Source organism: Pseudomonas sp. NPDC087029 (genome assembly GCF_044745345.1).
Lineage (GTDB): Bacteria > Pseudomonadota > Gammaproteobacteria > Pseudomonadales > Pseudomonadaceae > Aquipseudomonas > Aquipseudomonas faucium.
In genome coordinates, this window is sequence record NZ_JBIVAB010000002.1 from 61427 (window position 1) to 85844 (window position 24418).

At 66.4% G+C, this 24418-nt stretch carries 24 protein-coding genes; 18 read left to right on the forward strand and 6 right to left on the reverse strand.

Translation table 11 applies throughout. The annotated features are described in order from the left end of the window. Positions 1 to 2: 2 nt before the first annotated feature. Genes ACIPG5_RS03710 through cobG form a run of 3 tightly spaced genes read right to left on the reverse strand, consistent with a single transcriptional unit; the run spans position 3 to position 2684 of the window. A complete protein-coding gene (locus ACIPG5_RS03710) occupies positions 3 to 737 on the reverse strand; it encodes a precorrin-2 C(20)-methyltransferase (protein WP_176513319.1) in 735 nt (244 codons plus the stop codon). Further along, positions 734 to 1360, reverse strand: a complete 627-nt coding sequence (locus ACIPG5_RS03715) for a precorrin-8X methylmutase (protein ID WP_236236670.1) — start codon at positions 1358 to 1360, stop codon at positions 734 to 736. The genes ACIPG5_RS03710 and ACIPG5_RS03715 overlap by 4 nt, the downstream gene beginning before the upstream one ends. Beyond that, positions 1353 to 2684 (reverse strand): precorrin-3B synthase, encoded by a 1332-nt coding sequence (gene cobG, locus ACIPG5_RS03720; RefSeq protein ID WP_401373403.1) that lies wholly within the window; start codon positions 2682 to 2684, stop codon positions 1353 to 1355. Before cobG ends, ACIPG5_RS03715 begins: the two co-directional genes overlap by 8 nt. A gap of 101 nt (positions 2685 to 2785) precedes the next feature. On the opposite strand from cobG, the gene cbiE reads away from it, so the two are divergent. The 17 genes from cbiE to ACIPG5_RS03805 all read left to right on the forward strand — a co-directional run bounded on the left by cbiE (position 2786) and on the right by ACIPG5_RS03805 (position 20463). Then, on the forward strand, positions 2786 to 3997 hold the full coding sequence (cbiE, locus tag ACIPG5_RS03725) for a precorrin-6y C5,15-methyltransferase (decarboxylating) subunit CbiE (RefSeq protein ID WP_401373405.1): 1212 nt from the start codon (positions 2786 to 2788) through the stop codon (positions 3995 to 3997). After that, complete coding sequence (locus tag ACIPG5_RS03730) at positions 3990 to 5084, forward strand: cobalt-precorrin-5B (C(1))-methyltransferase (RefSeq protein WP_401373407.1); 1095 nt, start codon at positions 3990 to 3992, stop codon at positions 5082 to 5084. Before cbiE ends, ACIPG5_RS03730 begins: the two co-directional genes overlap by 8 nt. Beyond that, on the forward strand, positions 5081 to 5800 hold the full coding sequence (locus ACIPG5_RS03735; RefSeq protein WP_401373409.1) for a cobalt-precorrin-6A reductase: 720 nt from the start codon (positions 5081 to 5083) through the stop codon (positions 5798 to 5800). Before ACIPG5_RS03730 ends, ACIPG5_RS03735 begins: the two co-directional genes overlap by 4 nt. A 138-nt stretch (positions 5801 to 5938) precedes the next feature. Continuing rightward, positions 5939 to 6376 (forward strand): NfeD family protein, encoded by a 438-nt coding sequence (locus tag ACIPG5_RS03740; RefSeq protein ID WP_176513307.1) that lies wholly within the window; start codon positions 5939 to 5941, stop codon positions 6374 to 6376. Positions 6377 to 6403: 27 nt separating this feature from the next. Beyond that, positions 6404 to 7258, forward strand: a complete 855-nt coding sequence (locus ACIPG5_RS03745) for an SPFH domain-containing protein (RefSeq protein ID WP_401373412.1) — start codon at positions 6404 to 6406, stop codon at positions 7256 to 7258. A 153-nt stretch (positions 7259 to 7411) separates the two neighbouring features. Further along, entirely contained in the window at positions 7412 to 7801 is a 390-nt protein-coding gene (locus tag ACIPG5_RS03750; protein WP_176513303.1) for a DUF2946 domain-containing protein, read from the forward strand. 47 nt (positions 7802 to 7848) lie between these two features. Then, positions 7849 to 8334 (forward strand): copper chaperone PCu(A)C, encoded by a 486-nt coding sequence (locus ACIPG5_RS03755; protein WP_401373414.1) that lies wholly within the window; start codon positions 7849 to 7851, stop codon positions 8332 to 8334. 25 nt (positions 8335 to 8359) lie between these two features. Further along, entirely contained in the window at positions 8360 to 8791 is a 432-nt protein-coding gene (locus ACIPG5_RS03760) for a DUF2946 domain-containing protein (RefSeq protein WP_176513299.1), read from the forward strand. Between the two features lie 67 nt (positions 8792 to 8858). After that, a complete protein-coding gene (locus tag ACIPG5_RS03765; RefSeq protein ID WP_401373416.1) occupies positions 8859 to 10925 on the forward strand; it encodes a TonB-dependent copper receptor in 2067 nt (688 codons plus the stop codon). A 60-nt stretch (positions 10926 to 10985) separates the two neighbouring features. Beyond that, complete coding sequence (locus ACIPG5_RS03770; protein ID WP_401373418.1) at positions 10986 to 12353, forward strand: PepSY-associated TM helix domain-containing protein; 1368 nt, start codon at positions 10986 to 10988, stop codon at positions 12351 to 12353. A 215-nt stretch (positions 12354 to 12568) separates the two neighbouring features. Continuing rightward, positions 12569 to 13969: a D-serine/D-alanine/glycine transporter gene (cycA, locus tag ACIPG5_RS03775; RefSeq protein WP_401373420.1), complete on the forward strand. Its 1401-nt coding sequence runs from the start codon at positions 12569 to 12571 to the stop codon at positions 13967 to 13969. A 287-nt stretch (positions 13970 to 14256) separates the two neighbouring features. Then, the gene (gene urtA, locus ACIPG5_RS03780; protein ID WP_176513291.1) at positions 14257 to 15522 is read left to right on the forward strand and encodes an urea ABC transporter substrate-binding protein; all 1266 of its coding nucleotides are present in this window, start codon (positions 14257 to 14259) and stop codon (positions 15520 to 15522) included. Positions 15523 to 15629: 107 nt separating this feature from the next. Then, positions 15630 to 17150: an urea ABC transporter permease subunit UrtB gene (gene urtB / locus ACIPG5_RS03785; protein WP_401373422.1), complete on the forward strand. Its 1521-nt coding sequence runs from the start codon at positions 15630 to 15632 to the stop codon at positions 17148 to 17150. Then, a complete protein-coding gene (gene urtC / locus ACIPG5_RS03790; protein WP_236236682.1) occupies positions 17150 to 18229 on the forward strand; it encodes an urea ABC transporter permease subunit UrtC in 1080 nt (359 codons plus the stop codon). The genes urtB and urtC overlap by 1 nt, the downstream gene beginning before the upstream one ends. Then, the gene (gene urtD, locus ACIPG5_RS03795; protein ID WP_176513285.1) at positions 18226 to 19083 is read left to right on the forward strand and encodes an urea ABC transporter ATP-binding protein UrtD; all 858 of its coding nucleotides are present in this window, start codon (positions 18226 to 18228) and stop codon (positions 19081 to 19083) included. The genes urtC and urtD overlap by 4 nt, the downstream gene beginning before the upstream one ends. Before the next feature lie 134 nt (positions 19084 to 19217). Continuing rightward, the gene (gene urtE / locus ACIPG5_RS03800) at positions 19218 to 19916 is read left to right on the forward strand and encodes an urea ABC transporter ATP-binding subunit UrtE (RefSeq protein ID WP_401373425.1); all 699 of its coding nucleotides are present in this window, start codon (positions 19218 to 19220) and stop codon (positions 19914 to 19916) included. Positions 19917 to 19947: 31 nt separating this feature from the next. After that, on the forward strand, positions 19948 to 20463 hold the full coding sequence (locus ACIPG5_RS03805) for a GNAT family N-acetyltransferase (protein WP_401373427.1): 516 nt from the start codon (positions 19948 to 19950) through the stop codon (positions 20461 to 20463). 107 nt (positions 20464 to 20570) lie between these two features. Here the strand turns inward: ACIPG5_RS03805 and ACIPG5_RS03810 are convergent, their stop codons facing one another. Together ACIPG5_RS03810 and cbpA are read right to left on the reverse strand one after the other, a co-directional pair. Beyond that, complete coding sequence (locus ACIPG5_RS03810; RefSeq protein ID WP_176513279.1) at positions 20571 to 20876, reverse strand: chaperone modulator CbpM; 306 nt, start codon at positions 20874 to 20876, stop codon at positions 20571 to 20573. A 2-nt stretch (positions 20877 to 20878) separates the two neighbouring features. Next, entirely contained in the window at positions 20879 to 21835 is a 957-nt protein-coding gene (gene cbpA / locus ACIPG5_RS03815) for a curved DNA-binding protein (RefSeq protein ID WP_176513278.1), read from the reverse strand. 164 nt (positions 21836 to 21999) lie between these two features. On the opposite strand from cbpA, the gene ACIPG5_RS03820 reads away from it, so the two are divergent. Continuing rightward, complete coding sequence (locus ACIPG5_RS03820; RefSeq protein WP_401373430.1) at positions 22000 to 23271, forward strand: Hsp70 family protein; 1272 nt, start codon at positions 22000 to 22002, stop codon at positions 23269 to 23271. A gap of 118 nt (positions 23272 to 23389) precedes the next feature. Here ACIPG5_RS03820 and ACIPG5_RS03825 read toward each other — a convergent pair whose 3' ends face one another. Next, entirely contained in the window at positions 23390 to 24397 is a 1008-nt protein-coding gene (locus ACIPG5_RS03825) for an AI-2E family transporter (protein ID WP_401373431.1), read from the reverse strand. Between the last annotated feature and the right edge of the window lie 21 nt (positions 24398 to 24418).

The window sequence follows — 24418 nt, forward strand, 5'->3', positions numbered from 1 at the left end:
GCTCATCCCTGCCATTTTTCACCCGGCACGATGATCAGCGAGAAGTAAGGCGAGGATTGCGGGTCGACCTCGTCCAGCGGCACGATCTTCTGGTTGGCCATGGTGGCGCGCTCGACGTACAGCGCACGCCCGTCCAGGCCCAGTTCCACCAGCACCTCACGTACCTTGGGGAAGTTGCGCCCAAGCTTCATGATCACCGCCGCATCGGCGTCGGCCAGGCGCCGCTTGAGCTCCTCGGCAGGCAGCACGCCCGACAGCACCGACAAGCTCTGGTTGCGATACACCAGCGGGGCGCCCAGCACCGAAGCGCCGCCGAGCATGGAGCAGACGCCCGGGATCACTTCGGCCTCGAAGCGCTGCGCCAGGCGGTCATGCAGGTACATGTAGGAGCCGTAGAAGAACGGGTCGCCCTCGCAGATCACCGCCACGTCGCGCCCGGCGTCCAGGTGTTCGGCCACCTGCACGCTGGCTTCATCGTAGAAGTCGCTGATCACCTGCTCGTAGGACAGCGGCGCCGGCAGCGCCTCGGTGGTCACCGGGTACACCAGCGGCAACAGGGCCTGTTCGCCTTGCAGGTGCGCCTCGATGATGCCGAAGGCATTGCCACGCTTGCCCTTGGCCACGAAGTAGGCGACCACCGGGGCCTCGCGCAACAGGCGCAGGGCTTTGACGGTGATCAGTTCAGGGTCGCCCGGGCCTACGCCCAGGCCCAGCAGACGTCCGCGCGGCGCCATCATTCCACCTCCGTGGCCAGGGCGTTGACTGCGGCGGCAGCCATCGCGCTGCCGCCCAGGCGGCCCTGCATGATCACGAACGGCACGCCGCGGCTGTCGGCGGCGAGCATCGCCTTGGACTCTGCCGCGCCGACGAAGCCGACCGGGAAGCCGAGGATCAGCGCAGGCTTGGGTGCGCCGGCGTCGAGCATTTCCAGCAGGTAGAACAGCGCGGTCGGCGCGTTGCCGATCACCACCACGCTGCCTTCCAGGTGCGGCCGCCACAGCTCCAGCGCCACCGCCGAGCGGGTGTTGCCGGCGTCCTTGGCCAGGCCCGGGACGCTGGGGTCGCGCAGGGTGCAGATGACCTGGTTGTTGGCCGGCAGGCGCGCACGGGTGATGCCTTCGGCCACCATGTGCGCATCGCAGAGGATCGGCGCGCCGTTGGCCAGGGCTTCACGCCCGGCACGGCCGGCACCTTCGGAGAACTGCAGGCCGTCGATCGCCTCGACCATGCCGCAGGCGTGGATCACCCGCACAGCCAGCTTTTCCAGGTCGGCGGGAATCCGCTCGAGCCGGGCTTCCTCGCGGATGATCCGGAAGGAATTGCGATAAATCTCCTGACCATCGCGGATGTAGTCAATCATCAAGGTGCTCCGTCGGCAGGGCGAGCATGGCGCCTGCTTCATTCAAGGTGAGGTCGGTGGCGCGCAGGGCACCGAAGCCCGGTTGGCGCGCGTCACGCAAATAGAGGTCGTAGCGGCCCGGGGCACGGGCCAGCAGGGTGGCCGGGGCGGCATGGGCCATGGCACAGGAGCGGGCGCAGCCCGACAGGTGCACGCTGGCCGGGGCGCCTGCGGGCAGCAGCGCCGACAGCGCCAGCGCATCGGCCTTGGTCTGCCCGAGCGCCTTGGCGCAGCCGCTGGCACCGGTGCAGGCGACGATGCGCGCCAGGGGTTCGTGGGCATGACACAGCAGGCCCAGGGCCGACAGCGTGCGCTGGGCCTGCGCCAGGCCGGCGGGGTCGATGTTGGTCAGCACCAGGCTCTGCCAAGGGCTCAGGCGCACGCTGGCGTCGCCTAGTTCGCGGGCGACCTGGGCGATGCCTCGCAGCATCGCGGGGGTGAACCTGCCCAGCGGTGGCGCCACGCCCAGGGCCAGGCCCTGCTGCTGGTCGATGGCGCCCAGCCATGGGCTTGGAGCCGCCTCACGGCGCCAGCCGAGCACGGCCGCATCGCGGCGCACCTGCAGGCCAAGGCCATCGACGAACCGGTCGGCCGGGCACGCCTGCAGCAACTGGCGCATGCGCGCCTGCTCGGGGGTCGCCAAATCGAGGAAGCGTTCGAGCACCGCCCGCACCAGCGCCGGGCCCTGCTCCAGCGGCACGGCGCCGAGCACGCGACCACTGGCCGGGCTGCCGGCAAGGCCGAATGCCAGCCAGGTCTGCTGCTCGAGGCGCAGGGCGCAGAGCCACAGGTCGTGGGGGTGTTCGAGCATGGCCAGGCCTTCGCCGCCGTCCAGCTGCACGGCAAACTTGGCCGACAGCTGGTGAAAGCGTGGCGTGCCTTGCAGCAGGTCGAGAATCTGCCCGGCCAGCGGCCGCACATCCAGCAGCATCGACGGGTCATGCCCGGCCAAGGGGCTGAGCATCAGGTTGCGCACATCATCGCTGGCCGCATCCCGTGGGCCGAGCCCGGCTGCCAGCAGGCTGTCGAGCAACCCTGCGTGGTCGTTGCCGATGCCGCGAATCTGCAGGTTGCCGCGGTTGGTCGCCTCGATCACCCCCGAGGCATAGCGCTCGGCCGCCCCCGCCACCGCCTCGGCCTGCTCGGCCAGCAGCAGGCCGCCGGGCAGCTTGATGCGGCAGATGCCGCCGTCACGGGCACTGACGATGCGCCACAACCCCGGGCAGGCCGAGGGACGGGGCGAAACGGTAGGGGTATGGACCTGCTTCAAAGGGGCGTCCGGCAATCGCTGAAAATGCGCTTGAGTGTAGAAGGCGCGGTATTATGCCTGCTTTGTCCGGCGGCATGAAAAGCCGGTGGTCGCGGATGATGGGCGGATTGGATCGAATGGCACCCTGGCTGACAGTAATAGGCATTGGCGAAGACGGTTTCAGCGGCCTGGGCAAGCAGGCCCGGCGCGCCTTGCTGGGCGCTTCGCGGATCATCGGCAGCCCTCGCCAGCTGGCCTTGCTGCCGCGCTGCATCAGTGGCGCGCGGCAGGACTGGCCAAGCCCGTTTTCCCTGGCCCCGGTGCTGGCACTGCGCGGCGAGCCGGTGTGCGTGCTGGCCAGCGGCGACCCGATGTTCTACGGCGTGGGCGCCAGCCTTGCGCGGCAGGTCGCGGCCGAAGAAATGCAGGTGCTGTCGATGCCCTCCTCCTGTGCCCTGGCCGCCGCGCGCCTTGGCTGGCCACTGCAGGAAGTGCAGGTGGTGTCGGTGGTGGCGCGCCCGCTGGCTGCGCTCAATGCCCACCTGTACAGCGGCATGCGCCTGCTGGTGCTGAGCAATGATGGCGACAGCCCGGCGGCCATCGCGGCGCTGCTGCGCGAGCGCGGCTTCGGGCCGAGCCGCCTGCAGGTGTTCGAACACCTGGGTGGGCCGGCCGAGCGCCAGCTTTCGGGCAGTGCCGACGATTGGCCCTACCCGGCGGCGGCCGCGCTCAACCTGGTCGCCATCGAATGCCAGGCCACGGCGGATGCACCGCGCCTGTCGCGCCTGGCCGGCTTGCCAGACAACGCGTTCCGCCACGACGGCCAACTGACCAAGCGCGATGTGCGCGCAATCACCCTCGCCCGCCTGGCGCCACAGCCGGGCGAACTGCTGTGGGACGTGGGCGCCGGCTGCGGCTCGATCGGCATCGAATGGATGCGCGCCCATCCTGCCTGCCGGGCAGTGGCGATCGAGGCCGATGAAGGTCGCCAGGGTTTCATCGAACACAATCGCGACGCCCTGGGCGTGCCCGGGCTGCAACTGGTGCGGGGCAAGGCGCCGGATGCGCTGAGCGCGCTTGAGCGCCCGGATGCGATCTTCATCGGCGGCGGCGTCACCCGCGAAGGCGTACTGGCGCTGTGCTGGGAGCGCCTGCGCCCGGGCGGGCGCCTGGTGGCCAATGCCGTGACCTTGCAAAGCGAACTGGCCCTGGCGCATTTTCGCGAACGGCACGGCGGCGAACTGACCCGCATCCATGTTGCCCAGGCCCAGCCCCTGGGCGCCTTCGATACCTGGCGCCAGGCCTTGCCGATCACCTTGCTCGAGGTGGTGAAACCCGTCGATGCGTGAAGAAACCCGTGAACAACCGGCCCCGCTGCGCAGTGGCCTGACCACCGGCAGTTGCGCCACCGCCACCAGCCTGGCGGCGGCGCGCCTGCTGCTCACCGGCCAGGTGGATGACGCCGTGAGCATCACCCTGCCCAAGGGCAAGGTGGTGCAGATGCGCCTGGAGTTCTGCCGCCGCGACGGCGAGCGTGCCGAAGCCGGCACGCTCAAGGATGCCGGTGACGACCCGGATGTCACCCATGGCGCGCTGCTCTACAGCCAGGTGCGCCTGGTGGCTGAGCCGGGCGTGCGTTTCGTCGCCGGGCTTGGCGTTGGCACGGTCACGCGCCCAGGCCTGGTGCTGGCCGTGGGTGAACCTGCGATCAACCCGGTGCCCCGGCGGATGATCGGCGAGCACCTGCAGCAGCTGGCCCAGGACTGCGCCTACCCGGGCGGTTTCGAAGTCACGGTGAACGTGCAAGACGGTGAAGCGCTGGCCCTCAAGACCATGAACCCGCGCCTGGGCATTCTCGGCGGGCTGTCGATTCTCGGCACCAGCGGCATCGTGCGGCCGTTCTCGTGCTCGGCGTACATCGCCTCGATCCACCAGGGCATCGACGTGGCCCACACCAATGGCTACCGCCACATCGCCGCCTGCACCGGCAATGCCAGCGAAGACACCATGCGCCGGGTCTACGGCCTGCCGGAAATCGCCCTGATCGAGATGGGCGACTTCGTCGGTGCGGTGCTCAAGCACCTGCGCAAGGTGCCGGTGCCACGCCTGACCCTGTGCGGCGGCTTCGGCAAGATCAGCAAGTTGGCCGCCGGGCACATGGACCTGCACAGCCGCCATTCGAGCATCGACCTGCCGCAGCTGGCCGGCTGGGCAGCGGACGTGGGCGCCGATGCGCACTTGCAGGCGGCGATCATCGCCGCCAACACCAGCCAGCAGGCCCTGGCCCTGGCTCACGCGGCCGGAGTCGCCCTGGGTGATGCGGTGTGCGCCCATGCCCTGGCCTTCGCCCGCAGCGTGGTGCCGGCGCAGGTGCAGGTGGAAGTGTTCGCCATCGACCGCCAGGGCGGCATCGTCGGCAAGGCGGGTGTGCAATGAGCCGGCGCATCCTGCTGCTCGGTGGCGTCACCGAAGCTTTGGCCATCGCCCGTCAGCTTGGGCCGGAACATGTCTACAGCCTGGCCGGAATCGGCCGGGTGCCGCAGGACCTCACCTGCCAGGTGCGGGTCGGCGGCTACGGCGGCGCCGAGGGCCTGGCCCGCTACCTGCGCGAGGCGGGCATCACCTTGCTGATCGATGCCACCCACCCCTACGCCGCGCAGATCAGCCGCAATGCTGCCAGCGCCGCCCGCGCCGTCGGCATCCCCTGCTGGGCCTTGCGCCGCCCGGCCTGGCAGGCCCAGCCCGGTGATGACTGGCGTGAAGTGGCGGACTGGGCGAGGCTGATCGAGGCGCTCAAGCCCTTCCACAGGCCGTTGTTCACCTTGGGGCGAGAGCCGTTGCAGCATCTCGACGAGATACCCTCGGAGCAGTTCTGGACCCTGCGGGCGCTGGAGGCCTGCCCCGGCAATGAACGCTGCGAGGTGATCGGCGCGCGGGGGCCGTTTCAGCTCGATGACGAGCGGGCCTTGTTTGCCCGCAGGAGGATCGATGTGCTGGTCAGCAAGAACAGCGGCAGCGTGGCGACCGAACCGAAGCTCGAGGTGGCGAGGGAGCTTGGCGTGCCTGTGTTGATACTGCAGCGCCCGACGCTGCCCGAAGTCGACTTGACGTTCGCCCGTGCTGATCTGCTGCTGGCCAGACTCGAGCCCTGAACGCTCAGGCGGCTAGCACTCCCACATTTCCTACAGCTTTTGTGACCATTGCCCACCATCTACCCAGACAGATCTGAGTGGCGATTGGCTTCTGGACGGCATTAGACTCTAGCCCCCTCCCCGGAAGGCGTCACTCATATGGAAATGCAATGGTGGATCTGGCTGGTGTTCGGCATCGGCCTGATTCTGCTCGAACTGGTCCTGCCCACGTTCTTCATCATCTGGTTCGGCATCGGTGCCGTGCTGGTTTCCCTCATCGCCCTGGCCGCCCCCAGCCTGCAGCTGGATATGCAGGTGCTGCTGTGGGTGCTGTTCTCCTCGGCCACCACGTTGCTCTGGTTCAAGCTGTTCAAGCGCAAGCAGCCGGACGTGCGCTGGACCGCCGACAGCGTGATCGGCGAGGTCGGGTTGCTGACCAGTGCCGTTTCGCAATTCCAGAAGGGCCGGGTGCGCTTCCAGAAGCCGCTGCTGGGCAACGAGGAATGGGTGTGCATCGCCGACAGCGACATCCCCGCCGGCGAGCGTGTGCGGCTCGTCGCCATCGAAGGTAATACCGCCCGGGTCATTCGGGCCTGATCTCGCAACTAAAAGGAAGTTTGCATAATGACCAGCCTCATCGTCGTAGCCGTCATAGCCCTGTTCGTCCTGGTCACCGTGTTCAAGGGGGTACGCATCGTGCCCCAGGGCGAGGAGTGGATCGTCGAGCGCCTGGGCCGCTACCACAGCACCCTCAAGCCGGGCCTCAACATCGTCATCCCGTACATGGACGTGGTCGCCTACCGCCTGCCGACCAAGGACATCATCCTCGATGTGCAGGAGCAGGAAATCATCACCCGCGACAACGCCGTGATCGTCGCCAACGCCCTGTGCTTCGCCAAGGTGGTCGACCCGCAGAAAGCGTCCTATGGCGTGCAGAATTTCTCGTTCGCCGTCACCAGCCTGACCATGACCTCGCTGCGCGCCATCGTCGGCGCCATGGACCTGGACGAAGCGCTGTCGAGCCGCGAGCAGATCAAGGCGCGCCTGCGCGAGGCGATGTCCGAGCAGACCGAAGACTGGGGCGTGACCGTGCGCTCGGTGGAAATCCAGGACATCAAGCCGTCCGAGAACATGCAGCTGGCCATGGAGCGCCAGGCCGCCGCCGAGCGTGAGCGCAAGGCCGACGTGACCCGTGCCGAAGGCGCCAAGCAGGCCGCAATCCTCGAAGCCGAGGCGCGCCTGCAGTCGGCCAAGCTCGATGCCGAAGCGCAGATCAACCTGGCCGAAGCCTCGGCGCGCGCGATCTCGCTGGTCAAGGAAGCGGTGGGCAACGAGACGGTGCCGGCCATGTACCTGCTGGGCGAGCGCTATGTGGGGGCCATGGAGAACTTGGCCAGCAGCAGCAATGCCAAGGTCGTGGTGCTGCCTGCGGACCTGCAGGAGACCGTGCGTGGCTTGATGGGGCGTAACAAGACTTGATGGCTGTAGCGCCCCTATCGCCGGCAAGCCGGCGATAGGGGCTGCGCAGCGGTCCAGATCACACCACCCACCTGCGTCACTTCACCGCACCCCGGCATTTTTACCTATACTCCGCCGTACAATAGCTACCACGATTCCTGACCGGATCTCTCCATGCCCCCACGTCGGCACATCGCCTGGATAGCCTGCCTCGCAGTGCTGTTCAACCTGCTGGCCATGCCGCTGTCTTCTGCCGCGCCCAAGGGCCCGGCCGAGCAGCTGCTGTGGGGGGCTTTCTGTTCCAGCGTGGCCGGCAAGGCCAAGGTCGACGTACAGGCCCTGGCCAAAATCGACCTCGGCTCGCAAAGCGACGACCATTCCAACATGCAGCACTGCTGGTGCTGCTCTGGCGCCGCACCGCTGCTGGCATTGCCAGGCTACCCGCCGCAATTGCACAACCCGCCCACGCTGCTGGCCGGGTTCACCCCACCGCCCTCCCGCTATCAGCCCACGCCGCGCCAGTTATGGCCTGCGCTCAATCCCCGCGCCTCTCCCCTGGCCTGAGTTCATCACGCTGTCTGCCTGAACCTGAACAGAACGGAGATCCACCCATGCTCAAGCAAGCTCTCGTAGTGGCCGCATTGCTGCTGCCCGGCGCCTTCGCCAATGCCCACGAATACACCGTGGGCGACCTGCACATCGCCCACCCCTGGTCGCTGGAACTGCCACCCAACGCGCCCAATGTCGCGGCGTACTTCGTCGTGCACAACAACGGCAAGGCCGATGACCGCCTGCTGAGCGTCGACAGCCCCATCACCGCCGACGCGCAGCTGCACGAGCATGTCATGAGCAGCAACGGCGCCATGAAGATGCAGCAGGTCAAGAGCGTGGTGGTGCCCGCCGGCAAGGACCTGGTCTTCGCCCCCAGCGCCTACCACGTGATGCTCATGCAGCCCAAGGACCGCAGCCTGCTCAGCGACGGCAAGCGCTTCCCGCTGACCTTGCACTTCGAGAAGGCCGGCAACATTACCGTCGATGTCGCCGTGCAGAAGCAGCCGCCGGCCGACCAGCCGCAAGGTCATGAACACGCCCACTGACCGCTAGCTGACAGGCGCTCGCACCATGAGCCTGCCGCGCAATCGTCTCAGCCGTACCTCCCGCCCTGACCGCAGGCGCGTCGGGGGCGGCTGGCTGAGCCTGTTCGCCATGTGGATGATCTTCATCGGCCCGCTGGTTTCCCAGTCGATGCCGATGGGCCACCACGCCGGCATGAACATGCCGATGGAGATGCCCATGGCCGCTGGCCATGAGCATGCCAGCGACGCACATCATGGCCACGGCAACGATGGCCAGCTGCATGTGATGTGGGAAAAGTGCGGCTACTGCAGCCTGTTGTTCAACTGCCCGGCATTACCGCAAACCCTCAGCCCGCTCAGCGCGGCCAGCGTCACCCCCGCTACCCCAGGCCCCACTGCGACACACCAGGGCCACGCCCGGCAGGCCGTGTTCCCCGGTGCGCGCAGCCGCGCGCCACCCGCCTCGATCAACGTCTGAAACCCCACATTTGCTGCACGGAGCCAGGAGGCTTCGCGCCTACTCATGACTGATCGACGGAATTCCTATGTCCGGTTGTACCCCTGCTTTTGCCTATGCATTCAAAGGCACCCTCGCCGCCCTTTGCGGCTCGCTGCTGGCGCCCATGGCCCTGGCCGCCGACCCTGGCCACGAAGGCCATGAACACGACCTGGCCGAGTTGAGCCCGACAGTGATCACCGCCATCGCGCCCAGCTCGCCGCTGACCGTGGTCACCAACCCGAAGGACCCACGCCAGCCAGTGCCGGCCAGCGACGGCGCCGACTACCTCAAGACCATCCCCGGCTTCTCGGCGATCCGCGCCGGTGGCACCAACGGCGACCCGGTATTGCGCGGCATGTTCGGCTCGCGCCTGAACATCCTCACCAACGGCGGGGTGATGCTCGGTGCCTGCCCTAACCGCATGGACGCGCCAACGTCCTACATCTCGCCGGAAACCTACGACAGCCTCACCGTGATCAAAGGCCCGCAAAGCGTGATCTGGGGCCCCGGTGGCTCGGCCGGGACCATCCTCTTCGAACGTGAACCGGAGAAGTTTGGCGCCCTCGGCAGCCGCGTCAACGCCAGCCTCCTGGCCGGCTCCAACGGCCGCTTCGACAAGCTGGTCGACGTCGCCGCCGGCAACAGCCAGGCCTACGCGCGCTTCGTCGGCAACCAGTCGCATTCCGATGACTACCAGGACGGCAGCGGCGATACCGTGCCCTCGCGCTGGGACAAGTGGAACGGCGACGTGACCCTGGGCTGGACCCCCGACCAGGACACCTTGCTGGAACTCACCGCCGGCAAGGGCGACGGCGAGGCGCGCTATGCCGGGCGTGGCATGGACGGTGCGCAGTTCAAGCGCGAAAGCCTGGGCCTGCGCTTCGAGAAGTCCAACCTCGGCGAAGTGCTCGACAAGATCGAGGCACAGGTCTACTACAACTACGCCGACCACGTGATGGACAACTACACCCTGCGCACCCCCTCGGGCATGGGCATGATGGCCGGGCCAATGGCCGCCGCCGTCGACCGCCGCACCCTGGGCGCACGCATCAAGGCTACCTGGCGCTGGGCCGATGTGCAGCTGATCAGCGGCATCGACGCGCAGACCAACGAGCACCGCGGGCGCAGCGCCATGGGCGTCGACGCCTACAAGGACAAGCCCTGGGAAAAGGACGCCGACTTCCACAACTACGGCGCCTTCGGCGAGCTCACCTGGTACGCCACCGGCCAGGACCGCCTGATCACCGGCGCCCGCCTGGACCGCGCCTCGGCCCGGGATTTTCGCGATGACAGCGCCACCAGCGGCGACACCCGCGCCGACACCCTGCCCAGCGGCTTCGTGCGCTACGAGCACGACCTGGCGGCAGTGCCTGCCACCACCTACATCGGCCTGGGCCATGCCCAGCGCTTCCCCGACTACTGGGAGCTGTTCTCCCCCGACCAGGGCCCTGCCGGCTCCACCAATGCCTTCGACAGCATCAAGCCGGAGAAGACCACCCAGCTCGACTTCGGCATCCAGTACCGCGACGAGCGCCTGGACGCCTGGGCCTCGGGCTATGTCGGGCAGGTGCGCGACTACATCCTGTTCGACTACCGCAGCGCCATGATGGGCATGAGCAGCACCCAGGCGCAGAACATCGACGCCCGCATCATGGGCGGCGAACTGGGCGCGGCCTACAAGCTGACCGAGAACTGGAAGGCCGATGCCACCCTGGCCTACGCCTGGGGCAAGAACAGCAGCGACGGCAAGGCACTGCCGCAGATGCCGCCGCTGGAAAGCCGCCTGGGCCTGACCTACAGCCGCGACACCTGGAGCGCCGGGGCGCTCTGGCGACTGGTGGCAGCGCAGAACCGCATCGCCGAGAACCAGGGCAACGTGGTCGGCAAGGACTACGAGAAGAGCGCAGGTTTCGGCGTGTTCTCGCTCAACGGCGCCTACAAGGTGAACAACAACCTCAAGCTCAGCGCCGGCGTCGACAACCTGTTCGACAAGACCTACGCCGAACACCTGAACCTGGCCGGCAACGCCGGGTTCGGCTACCCGGCCATGGACCCACAACCTTTGAACGAGCCAGGCAGGACCTTCTGGACCAAGGTCGACCTGAGCTTCTGACGCTAACCAAAGGCGCGGCCCCGGGCCGCGCCCCTTGCGGGTAAAAACTGGAGGTTCCCAATGAGAGGAACACGCGTGTCCTTCTACAACCTGGCCTGGCGCTGGCACTTCTATGCCGGGCTGTTCGTCGCCCCGTTCATGATCCTGCTGGCGATCACCGGGATCATCTACCTGTTCAAGCCGCAGCTCGACCCGGTGCTGTATCGCGAGCTGATGGTGGTCGAAGCCGGCCATCACCGCCAGGGCGCCGACCTGATGCTGGCCGAAGTGCGCCAGGCCTACCCCAAGGGCCACGTCGGCCAGTACCTGCCACCGGTCGACGCCGAGCGCAGCGCGCAGTTCGTGGTGCATGACGCTGGCCGCGAGCTGAATGTGTTCGTCGACCCCTACAGCGGCAAGATCCTCGGCGAGCAGGATGCCAAGCAGAACCTGCAGGCCATCGCCCGCGCCCTGCACGGCGAGCTGATGGTCGGCACGGTCGGCGACCGCCTGGTGGAGCTGGCCGCCGGCTGGGGCATCGTGCTGGTGGTGTCCGGCCTGTACCTGTGGTGGCCCCGTGGGCGCGGCAGCGCTGGCGTGCTGTGGCCGCGCCTGGGGGCCAAAGGCCGGGTGTTCTGGCGCGACCTGCATGCCGTGACCGGTTTCTGGGGTTCGGCGCTGCTGCTGTTGATGCTGCTCAGCGGCATGACCTGGACCGGGCTGTGGGGCAAGCAATATGCCGACCTGTGGAACCGCTTCCCGGCGGCCATGTGGAATGACGTGCCCAAGTCCGACCAGCAGGCCCGTGAACTCAACAGCGCCCACCGCCAGACCGTGCCATGGGCCATGGAGAACACGCCGATGCCGCAGTCCGGCGCGCACGCCGAGCATGCCGGGCATCATGGCATGTCGAACATGCCGGCAGCGCCGCAGGTGAGCTTGCAGCAGGTGGAAGACGTGGCCAATGCACGCCGCGTCGAGCCGGGTTACAGCATTACCCTGCCGACCACGGCAGAGGGCGTCTACACCGTGGCGGTGTTCGCCGACGACCCACGCAACGACGCCACAATGCATATCGATCAATACACCGGCAAGGTGCTGGCCGATGTGCGCTGGCAGGACTACAGCCCGGTGGCCCGGGCGACCGAGCTGGGTGTGATGCTGCATGAAGGCAAGATGTTCGGGGCGCTGAACCAGGTCGTCATCCTGCTGGTGTGCCTGATGATTCTGCTGGGCTCGGTGAGCGGGCTGGTGATGTGGTGGAAGCGCCGGCCTGAAGGTGGCCTGGGCGTACCGCCGCTGCGCCATGACCTGCCGCGCTGGAAGACCGCGGTGGGGGTGATGCTGGTGCTGGGGGTGATGTTCCCGCTGGTGGGGGTGTCGATGGTGGTGATGTGGGTGGTGGATTGCTGGGTCTTGCGTCGGCGTCGGGTGCTGGCTAGCGCTTGAGGGCCTTGGGGCTGCTTTGCAGCCCTTTCGCGACACAAGGCCGCTCCTACAGACGAACGCGTAGTGCTGTAGGAGCGGCCTTGTGTCGCGAAAGGGCCGCAAAGCGGCCCCCTGCGCCGCAAAACTCGAGTCGATCTGTCGCGCCCCGATCTGGGACGCTCGTGTTAGCCTACTCGGCTTTCAGAAAAAGACTGACCCTCAATGGAATGCAGCCAATGACCCCAACCCCTCCTGCTGAAGACCAGCACCTGCAGCGCAACCTGACCAACCGCCACATCCAGCTGATCGCCATCGGCGGCGCCATCGGCACCGGCCTGTTCATGGGTTCGGGCAAGACCATCAGCCTGGCGGGGCCGTCGATCATCTTCGTCTACATGATCATCGGCTTCATGCTGTTCTTCGTCATGCGCGCCATGGGCGAACTGCTGCTGTCGAACCTCAACTACAAATCGTTCATCGACTTCTCCGCCGACCTGCTCGGCCCCTGGGCCGGCTATTTCACCGGCTGGACCTACTGGTTCTGCTGGGTGGTCACCGGCATCGCCGACGTGGTGGCGATCGCCGCCTACACGCAGTTCTGGTTCCCCGACCTGCCGCAATGGATACCGGCGCTGGCCTGCGTGGCGGTGCTGCTGTCGTTGAACCTGGTGACCGTGAAGATGTTCGGCGAGCTGGAGTTCTGGTTCGCCCTGATCAAGATCGTCGCCATCCTCGGCCTGGTCGCCACCGGCCTGTACATGGTCATCAGCGGCTTCGAATCGCCGAGCGGGCGCACCGCGCAGCTGGCCAACCTGTGGAATGACGGCGGCATGTTCCCCAATGGCCTGATGGGCTTTTTCGCCGGCTTCCAGATTGCCGTGTTCGCCTTCGTCGGCATCGAGCTGGTCGGCACCACCGCCGCCGAAGCGAAAAACCCCGAGCGCACCCTGCCGCGGGCGATCAACTCGATCCCGATCCGCATCATCGTCTTCTACGTGCTGGCGCTGATCGCGATCATGGCCGTGACCCCATGGCGCGACGTGGTGCCGGGCAAGAGCCCGTTCGTCGAGCTGTTCGTGCTGGCCGGCCTGCCGGCGGCGGCGAGCATCATCAACTTCGTGGTGCTGACCTCGGCCGCCTCGTCGGCCAACAGCGGCGTGTTCTCCACCAGCCGCATGCTCTACGGCCTGGCCCAGGAAGGCGATGCACCGCGAGCGTTCGAGAAGCTGTCGCGCCGCGCGGTGCCTGCCAACGGCCTGTACTTCTCCTGCACCTGCCTGTTGCTGGGCGCGGTGCTGATCTACCTGGTGCCCAACGTGGTCGAGGCGTTCACCCTGGTGACCACGGTGTCGGCGGTGCTGTTCATGTTCGTCTGGACGCTGATCCTGCTGTCGTACCTGAAGTACCGCAAGCATCGCGCGGCGCTGCACCAGGCCTCGAACTACAAGATGCCGGGCGGGCGCTTCATGTGCTTCGTGTGCCTGGCGTTCTTCGCCTTCATTCTGGTGTTGCTGAGTCTTGAAGACGACACCCGTGCGGCGCTGCTGGTGACGCCGATCTGGTTCGTGCTGCTGGCGGTGACTTATCAGTTTGTGCGCAGCAAGCGGCATCCGCGCACGGCTGTGCGTAACGGCTGATTCTGCAAGGGGCTGCTTTGCAGCCCAATCGCCGGCAAGCCGGCTCCCACAGGTACAGCGTTGCTCTCAAGAACAATGCAATCCTTGTGGGAGCTGGCTTGCCAGCGATGGGCCGCGCAGCGGCCCCAATGCTGTGCACACAGATCCACCAGGCACCAAGCTGGATCCACTTCACGCCCTAATACCTCGCACAACCCCTCTACTGCGCACCTTCCGCCACTCGGCACACCCCTTGCAATGCCCTCCCCGCTTGGCCAACACCCTAAAAAACTCAGCGGAGAGAGCACATGAAGCGTCGCAGTCTGATCAAGGCTTTTACCCTCAGCGCATCGATCGCGGCGATGGGCCTGAGCTGGAGCATCCAGGCCGCCGACACCATCAAGGTCGGCATCCTGCATTCGCTGTCGGGCACCATGGCGATCTCCGAGACGTCGCTCAAGGACATGGCGCTGATGACCATCGACGAGATCAACGCCAAGGGTGGGGTCAACGGCAAGCTGCTCGAGCCGGTGGTGGTGGACCCTGCGTCCAACTGGCCGCTGTTCGCCGAAAAGAGCCGCCAGCTGCTGAGCCAGGACAAGGTCGCGGTGGTGTTCGGCTGCTGGACCTCGGTGTCGCGCAAATCCGTGTTGCCGGTGTTCGAAGAGCTCAACGGCCTGCTGTTCTACCCGGTGCAGTACGAGGGTGAAGAGATGTCGCCCAACGTGTTCTACACCGGCGCGGCGCCCAACCAGCAAGCCATCCCGGCCGTGGAATACCTGATGAGCGAAGACGGCGGCAGCGCCAGGCGCTTCTTCCTGCTGGGCACCGACTACGTCTACCCGCGCACCACCAACAAGATCCTGCGCGCCTTCCTGCACAGCAAAGGCGTGGCCGACAAGGACATCGAGGAGGTGTACACGCCGTTCGGCCACGCCGATTACCAGACCATCGTCGCCAACATCAAGAAGTTCTCCGCCGGCGGCAAGACGGCGGTGATCTCCACCGTCAACGGCGACTCCAACGTGCCGTTCTACAAGGAGCTGGCCAACCAGGGCCTGAAGGCCACCGAAGTGCCGGTGGTGGCGTTCTCGGTGGGCGAAGAAGAGCTGCGCGGCATCGACACCAAGCCGCTGGTGGGCCACCTGGCGGCGTGGAACTACTTCGAGTCGGTGGATAACCCGGTGAACCAGAAGTTCGTCGCCGACTGGAAGGCCTACGCCAAGGCCAAGGGCCTGCCGGGCGCCGACAAGGCCGTGACCAACGACCCGATGGAAGCCACCTACGTGGGTATCCACCTGTGGGCGCAAGCGGTGGAAAAGGCCAAGTCCACCGATGTCGACAAGGTACGCGAGGCGCTGGCCGGGCAGAGTTTCCAGGCGCCGTCGGGCTTTACCCTGACCATGGACAAGACCAACCACCACCTGCACAAGCCGGTGATGATCGGCGAGATCCAGGATGACGGGCAGTTCAGTGTGGTGTGGGAGACCGAGCAGCCGCTGCGGGCGCAGCCGTGGAGCCCGTTCATTCCGGGCAATGACAAGCGGCCTGATTACGCGGTGAAAGGTAACTGAGTGCACTGGGGCTGCTGTGCAGCCCAATCGCTGGCAAGCCAGCTCCTACAGGAGTTCCACAGCCCTTGAAGGCGATGGCGGCGCCTGTGGGAGCCGGCTTGCCGGCGATGAATCCACCGCTGATTCCCAGGATTGCCCGCATGCTCAAACTCCTGCTCATCCTCCTCCTCTTGCTGCCCCTGGCCACCCAGGCCAGCGAGGGCGAATTTTTCCTCACCGCCAAGCCCACCGAGCAGGCTCAACTGCTCGAAAGCTGGGCGGCGCAACCCGACCCCGCGCGCCTGGCACTGCTGGAAAACCTGCGCCAGGGCCGCATCGCCGCCGATGACACCCGCAAACTGCGCCTGAACAACCGCCTGCGCGGCCTGATCGATAACGCCTTGGCCAGCCACCAGTTGCTCAGCGACAAGGCTGACACCCGCCTGGCCGCCGCCCAGCAATTGCAAAAAAGCGCCCAACCCGCCCAGGTGGCCTTCCTCGACCGGCGCTTCGCCAGCGAGCCCGACGCCGCCGTGCATGCCGCCCTGGCCCTGGCCCTGGCCAACCTGCAACTGGGCGCCAGCGAACCTGCGGTACGCCTGGCCGCCGTGCGCCTGCTCGGCGAAACCGGCGACCCGTTGGCCCGCACGCGCCTGGAGGCTTTGCTGCAACCGGGCGCGGAAGCCGACCCCGGCGTGCGCACCGCCGCAGAAACCAGCCTGGCCCAGGTCAAGCGCAAGCTGCTGGCCGGCGAACTGCTCGGCCAGGCCTTCAGCGGCCTGTCGCTGGGCTCGATCCTGCTGCTGGCGGCCCTGGGCCTGGCGATCACCTTCGGCCTGCTGGGGGTGATCAACATGGCCCATGGCGAGATGCTGATGCTCGGCGCCTACAGCACCTACATGGTCCAGGTGCTGCTGCAGCGCTACGCCCCCGGCGCCATCGAGTTCTACCCGCTGATCGCCCTGCCGGTGGCCTTCGCCGTCAGCGCCGGGGTCGGCATGGCGCTGGAGCGCACGGTCATCCGCCACCTCTACGGCCGCCCGCTGGAAACCCTGCTGGCGACCTGGGGCATCAGCCTGATCCTGATCCAGGCCATCCGCCTGTTGTTCGGCGCGCAGAACGTCGAAGTCAGCAACCCGGCCTGGCTGTCCGGCGGCATCCAGCTGCTGCCCAACCTGGTGCTGCCCTACAACCGCCTGGTGATCATCGGCTTCGCCCTGGCCGTGGTGCTGCTCACCTGGCTGCTGCTCAACCGCACGCGGCTGGGCCTGAACGTGCGTGCGGTCACCCAGAACCGCAACATGGCGGCCTGCTGCGGGGTGCCGACCGGGCGCGTCGACATGCTCGCCTTTGGCCTGGGCTCCGGCATCGCCGGGCTCGGCGGCGTGGCCCTGAGCCAGGTCGGCAACGTCGGCCCGGACCTGGGCCAGGGCTACATCATCGACTCGTTCCTGGTGGTGGTGCTTGGCGGGGTCGGGCAACTGGCCGGCAGCCTCTGGGCGGCCTTCGGCCTTGGCATCGCCAACAAGCTGCTGGAGCCGCAGATCGGCGCCGTGCTGGGCAAGATCCTCATCCTTGCGCTGGTGATTCTGTTCATCCAGAAGCGCCCGCAAGGCCTGTTCGCCCTCAAGGGACGGGTAATCGACTGATGAACCAGCCACTGCTTGTCACCGCTTCACAAAAAGCCGGGCCGCGCCTGACGCTGGCCATCGGCGCCATCGTCGTGCTGCTGTTGCTGGCCATGCCGCTGCTCTCGTTGCTGCCGGCGGGGCATGCGCTGCAGGTTTCGGCCTACACCCTCACGCTGGTGGGCAAGATCCTCTGCTACGCCATCGTCGCCCTGGCCCTGGACCTGGTCTGGGGCTACGCCGGGCTGCTGTCGCTGGGCCATGGCCTGTTCTTCGCCCTGGGTGGCTACGCCATGGGCATGTACCTGATGCGCCAGGCCGCCGCTGACGGCCTGCCGGCATTCATGGCCTTCCTGTCGTGGAGCGAGCTGCCCTGGTACTGGGCCGGCACCCAGCATTTCGCCTGGGCCATGTGCCTGGTGGTGCTGGCGCCGGGCCTGCTGGCGCTGGTGTTCGGCTTCTTCGCCTTCCGCTCGCGGATCAAGGGCGTGTACTTCTCGATCATGACCCAGGCCCTGACCTTCGCCGGCATGCTGCTGTTCTTTCGCAACGAAACCGGCTTTGGCGGCAACAATGGCTTCACCAACTTTCGCACCATCCTGGGCTTCGACATTGCCGCGCCAGGCACGCGGGCGATGCTGTTTCTGCTCACCGTCGGCCTGCTGCTGGCCAGCCTGTACCTGTGCTGGCGCCTGACCACCAGCAAGTTCGGGCGGTTGCTCACCGCCGTGCGCGATGGGGAAAACCGCCTGATGTTCTGCGGCTACGACCCCCGCGGCTTCAAGCTGCTGGTGTGGGTGCTCAGCGCCGTGCTGTGCGGCCTGGCCGGTGCGCTGTACGTGCCGCAGGTGGGCATCATCAACCCCAGCGAGATGTCGCCGACCAACTCCATCGAGGCTGCCGTGTGGGTCGCCCTGGGTGGCCGCGGCACGCTGATCGGCCCGCTGCTCGGTGCCGGCCTGGTCAATGGCATGAAGAGCTGGTTCACCGTGGCCTTCCCGGAGTACTGGCTGTTCTTCCTCGGCGCGCTGTTCATTCTCGTCACTTTGTACTTGCCCAAGGGCGTGGTCGGCCTGCTGAAGAAAAGGAGCCAGCCATGAGAGGCGTGCCCCCCGTTCACCCCGAGTTCATGCTCGAACCGGTCTTCGACAACCTCGGCGCCAGCCGCGACGCCATCGGCCTGGGCAACCGCCGCAGCGCCGGGCTCGACACACGCCACGGCACGGTGCTCAGCCTTGAGGGCATCAGCGTCAGCTTTGACGGGTTCAAGGCGCTCAACGCGCTGAACCTGTACATCGGCGTGGGCGAGCTGCGCTGCATCATCGGCCCCAATGGTGCCGGCAAGACCACGATGATGGACGTGATCACCGGCAAGACCCGGCCCGACAGCGGCACTGCCTTTTTCGGCGACACCCTGGACCTTGCCCGCCTGAGCGAATACCAGATCGCCCAGGCCGGCATCGGCCGCAAGTTCCAGAAACCCACGGTGTTCGAGGCGCTGACGGTGTTCGAGAACCTGGAGCTGGCACTGAAGGCCGAAAAATCGGTGTGGGCCAGCCTTGCCGCGCGCCTGGACGGCGAGCAACGCGCACGCATCGAGCAAGTGCTCGGCACCCTGCGCCTGCTGCCACTGGCCCAGCGCCAGGCCGGCCTGTTGTCGCACGGGCAGAAGCAGTTCCTGGAGATCGGCATGCTGCTGGTGCAGGAGCCGCAATTGCTGCTGCTCGACGAACCGGTGGCGGGCATGACCGATGCCGAGACCGAGTTCACCGCCGAGCTGTTCAAGGGGCTGGCAGGCAAGCACTCGCTGATGGTGGTGGAGCATGACATGGGGTTCGTCGGCAGCATTGCCGACCATGTCACCGTGCTGCACCAGGGCAGTGTGCTGGCAGAAGGGTCGCTTGAGCAGGTGCAGGCGGATGAGCGGGTGGTCGAGGTGTACCTGGGCCGATGATTCTCGTCGACTGTACTGGCCCCATCGCCGGCAAGCCGGCTCCCACAGGACCGAGAACTGCGCCGCACCTGTGGGAGCCGGCTTGCCGGCGATGGGGCCGGTGCAGGCACTGCAACAACATCAGGAATTCTCACATGCTGAAAATCGACACCCTGCACCAGTACTACGGCGGCAGCCACATCCTGCGCGGCCTGTCCTTCGAGGCCCGGGTCGGCGAAGTCACCTGCCTGCTCGGGCGCAACGGCGTGGGCAAGACCACCCTGCTGCGCTGCCTGATGGGCCTGGTGCCCGCCCGCGAAGGCAGCGTCGAATGGGAAGGCAAACCCATCACCACGCTCAAGCCGCAGCAGCGGGTGCAGGCCGGCATCGCCTACGTGCCCCAGGGGCGCGAAATCTTCCCGCGCCTGAGCGTCGAGGAAAACCTGCTCATGGGCCTGTCGCGCTTCCCCGCCCGCGAGGCCCGCGAAGTGCCGGCCTTCATCTACGAACTGTTCCCGGTGCTGGAGCAGATGAAACAACGCCGCGGCGGCGACCTGTCCGGCGGCCAGCAGCAACAGCTGGCCATCGGCCGCGCCCTGGCCAGCCGCCCGCGGCTGTTGATCCTCGACGAGCCTACCGAAGGCATCCAGCCCTCGGTGATCAAGGAAATCGGAGCAGTGATCCGCCGCCTGGCCGCGCGCGGCGACATGGCCATCCTGCTGGTCGAGCAGTTCTACGACTTTGCCGAGGCGCTGGCCGACCAATACCTGGTCATGGCCCGCGGCGAAATCATCCAGCGCGGGCGCGGGGAAAACATGCAGGCCGAAGGTGTGCGCGGGCTGGTAACCATTTAATCTGCAGCCATCGACCTTGCGAGACGCTGCAATGAGCCACGAAATCCGCGATGCCCTGGCCACCGATGTGCCGGGCATCCTCGAGATCTACAACGACGCGGTGCGCAACACCACGGCGATCTGGAACGAAACCCCGGTGGACCTTGCCAACCGCCAGGCCTGGTTCGAGGCGCGGGCGCAACAGGGCTATCCGATCCTGGTGGCGGCGGATGAAACGGGCGTGCTGGGGTATGCCTCGTTCGGCGACTGGCGGCCGTTCGAGGGGTTTCGCCATACCGTGGAGCATTCGGTGTATGTGCGCGACGACCAGCGTGGCAAAGGGTTGGGGCCGCAATTGATGGCGGCGCTGCTCGAGCGGGCGCGGGGGTGTGGCAAGCATGTGATGGTGGCGGCCATCGAGAGCGGCAATGTGGCCTCGGTGCGCCTGCATCAACGGTTGGGCTTCGTGGTGACCGGGCAGATGCCGCAGGTGGGGGTGAAATTCGGCAGGTGGCTGGACCTGACCTTCATGCAGGTGGTGCTCAATCCTGGGGCTGAGCCGGATTGAGATTGGGTTGCCTGATCGGGCCTCATCGCGGCTAAAGCCGCTCCTACAGAGCTCTCGGCTCCCTTGTAGGAGCGGCTTTAGCCGCGATGAGGCCCGCACTGCAAACATCACATCTGGGTAAATCGCCCCAACCGCTGCCTCAGCATGCTGTTCTCGCTGCGCAACTGCTGCACCTCCTGCAGCAGTTCCAGCGCCAGCGCCACCCCTTCCCACTCCAGCTCCAGCTCCCGGTGCAGCTTCACCGCACGCTTGGCCACCAGCGGCGCCTGGTCGTCGAACAACCAATCCTCCGGCGTTCGCCCCGAAGGTTCAACGATGCCGTGTTCGACGATTTCGACCACGTAGTCGGCCGTGATGTCGGCCTCCTGGCAAAGGGTGCGCATGTCCAGTTGAACGATCAGGGTGCTGCTCATGATCACTTACTCCATTGTGTCCTCGGGTTGAACGCAGCTTTCTCGGAGAGCTGGGTCCACAGTTCACGGGCAGTAGCATCGGAGCTCGGCGGCATCACCACCTTGAGCTGGGCATACAGGTTGCCGCGCTCGCCTTGCTTGTTCGCCAGGCCCTTGCCCGGTACGCGCAGGCGCTGGCCGCTCTGGCTGTCGGGGCGGATGGTCAGGTTGATCTTGCCGTCCAGGGTCGGCACCGCCACCTTGGTGCCCAACGCGGCCTCCCACGGCGCCAGTGGCACGGTGATGATCAGGTCATGCCCTTCGACATCGAACAGCGGATGCGGCGCCATGCGGATGGTCAGGAACAGGTCGCCATTCGCCCCGCCGCCCACGCCCGGCGCGCCCTGGCCCTTGAGGCGGATGCGTTCGCCATCGCTGACCCCGGCCGGAATCTTCACGTTCAGGGTCTTGGTGGTAAAGCCGGTGCGCTGGCCGGCGGCGTTGGTCTGCGGCACCTGGAAGCTGATCTGCTTGGATTCCTTGCTCAGGGTTTCTTCAAGGAAGATCGCCAGTTCCAGTTCCACGTCCTGCCCTCGCCTGCCGGCACTGCGTTGTTGCCGGGCGCCACCGAAGGGGTTGGAGCCGCGGGCGCCGAAGATCGAACTGAAGAAGTCGGAGAAGTCGCCGCCCTCGAAGCCGCCGCCACCACCACCGCCTCGGCTTTCCCAGCCCGGTGGGGCCTGGAATGGCCGGCCGTGCTGGCCGCCGTACTTGCGGATTTCGTCGAACTCGGCGCGCTTCTGGGCATCGCCCAGCACCTCGTAGGCCTCATTGGCCTCCTTGAATTTCTCCTCGGCGTCGCGCTCCTTGCTGACATCGGGGTGATACTTGCGCGCCAGCTTGCGGTACGCGGCCTTGATCGCCTTCTCGTCCGCCGTGGGCTCTACGCCGAGTATCTTGTAGTAGTCTTTGAAGTCCATCTATGGATCACCAATGTGAATTTGCGTGTTGCAACAGAAGATAGGGGTCAAGCATAGCCTTTCAAGGTGCGCTTGGCGCTGCTGCAAGGCAGACGGCCGGTCTTGATTCTCTGGCCAACTGGCATAAACTGCGCGGCCGTTTTGCCTCCGGAAGCCTTTTTCCCATGTCTGACGTATCCCCGGCCCGCGCCCTGGGCATCGATTTCGGCACCTCCAACTCCACGGTCGGCTGGCACCGCCCGGGCAGCGAGTCGCTGATCGCCCTGGAAGACGGCAAGATCACCCTGCCCTCGGTGGTCTTCTTCAATATCGAAGAGCGCCGCCCGGTGTATGGCCGCCTGGCACTGCACGAGTACCTGGAAGGCTACGAAGGCCGCCTGATGCGCTCGCTCAAGAGCCTGCTGGGCTCCAAGCTGATCAAGCACGACACCAGCGTGCTGGGCAGCGCCCTGCCGTTCAAGGACCTGCTGGGCATGTTCATCGGCGAGCTGAAAAAACGCGCCGAGGCCGCTGCCGGCCGCGAATTCGACCAGGTGGTGCTGGGCCGCCCGGTGTTCTTCGTCGACGAAGACCCGGCCGCCGACCAGGAGGCCGAGGACACCCTGGCCGAGGTAGCGCGCAAGCTCGGTTTCAAGGACGTGTCGTTCCAGTACGAGCCGATCGCCGCAGCCTTCGACTACGAGTCGGGGATCAGCCGCGAAGAGCTGGTGCTCATCGTCGATATCGGCGGCGGTACCTCGGACTTTACCCTGATCCGCCTCTCCCCGGAGCGCCACCAGGTGGCCGAGCGCCAGAACGACATCCTCGCCACCGGCGGCGTGCACATCGGCGGTACCGACTTCGACAAGCAGCTGAGCCTGCAAGGCGTGATGCCGCTGTTCGGCTACGGCAGCCGGATGAAGAGCGGCGCGCTGATGCCCACCAGCTACCACCTCAACCTGGCCACCTGGCACACCATCAACGCCCTGTACTCGCAAAAATCGCAGCTGGCCCTGGGCAGCATGCGCTACGACATCGAGGACACCCTGGGCATCGACCGCCTGTTCAAGCTGATCGAACAGCGCGCCGGGCACTGGCTGGCAATGGAAGTGGAGGCCAGCAAGATCGAGCTGACCGAGCAGCAGAGCCGCCGTATCGACCTGGGCCGGGTCGAGCGCGAGCTGGGTGTGGATTTGACCCGTGCAGTGTTCGAAGGCGCCATCGAAGGGTTGCTGGAGCGGGTGCGCGGCAGCGTGACCGAGCTGCTGGGCAAGGCGGGGGTGAGCCAGGGGCAGGTGGACACGGTGTTCTTTACCGGTGGCTCCAGCGGTATCCCGGCGCTGCGCAACAGCGTGGCGGCGATGCTGCCCAATGCGCGGCATGTGGAAGGCAATATCTTTGGCAGCATCGGTAGCGGGTTGGCGATCGAGGCGCGCAAGCGTTACGGGGCGGCCTGACCTTTGGGGGCTGCTCTGCAGCCCTTTCGCGACACAAGGCCGCTCCTACAGGAGGACGCGGTCGTCTGTAGGAGCGGCCTTGTGTCGCGAAAGGGCCGCAAAGCGGCCCCAGCATTCATCAAACCAGCTCCGCTCGCTTCAATTCACTCTTCAGATAGGCGTAATAGATCGGCCCCGCCACCACCCCCGGCAGCCCGAACGCCGCTTCAAATACCAGCATCGCCAGCAACAGCTCCCAGGCCTTGGCACTGATCTGCCCGCCCACGATCCGCGCGTTGAGGAAGTACTCGGCCTTGTGGATGACGATCAGGTACCCCAGCGCCGCCGCCGCCACCCAGATCGACAGCGACAGGCCGACGATGGTGATCAGCGTGTTGGACATCAGGTTGCCAATCACCGGCAGCAGCCCCAGCAGGAAGGTCAGCACGATCAAGGTCTTGGTCAGCGGCAGGTGCACGCCGAACAGCGGCATCACCACGGCCAGGAAAATACCGGTGAACGCGGTATTGAGCAGGGAAATCTTGATCTGCGCGAAGACGATGTTGCGAAACGCCTGCACCAGCAGGTTCAGGCGCTCGAACAGGGCCGCCGCCAAGGGCTTGCGACGCGACAGGTCGGGGATGCGCTGCAGGGCGATGATGGCCCCGAGAATCATGCCGATCAGCAGGGTCACGAACATGTGCGCCATGCCCTTGCCCACCAGTTGCAGGTCGCTCAGGTGGCTTCTGATCCAGTCACCGATGGCCACCTTGAACTCGGCCGCACTGGCCGGCAGGTAGGCCTCGATGAATGGCGGCAGCTGGCCTCGGGCACGTTCGACCAGGCCCATGAACTTGTCCAGCGAAGCGCCCGGGTTTTCCGCCTCGTGCAGCAGGAAACTGAACGCGCCGGCAATCAGCAGCGTCAGGGTGCTGACCACCAGCGTGCCCAGCAGCGCCACCGCCAGCCAGCGCGCGCGCTGCCCGGCAATCAGCGGTTGCAGGCGTGGCGTGAGCATGTTGACCAGCTCGAACACCAACAGCCCGGCGAGCAGGCTGGGCAGCAACTTCAGGGGCAGGGCCAGGAGCAAGCCAGCCATCACGATGATCAGGCTGGCAAGGGTGATCTGGCGGGGGGTGAAGGTCATACAGCCTCGACGGCAGACAGC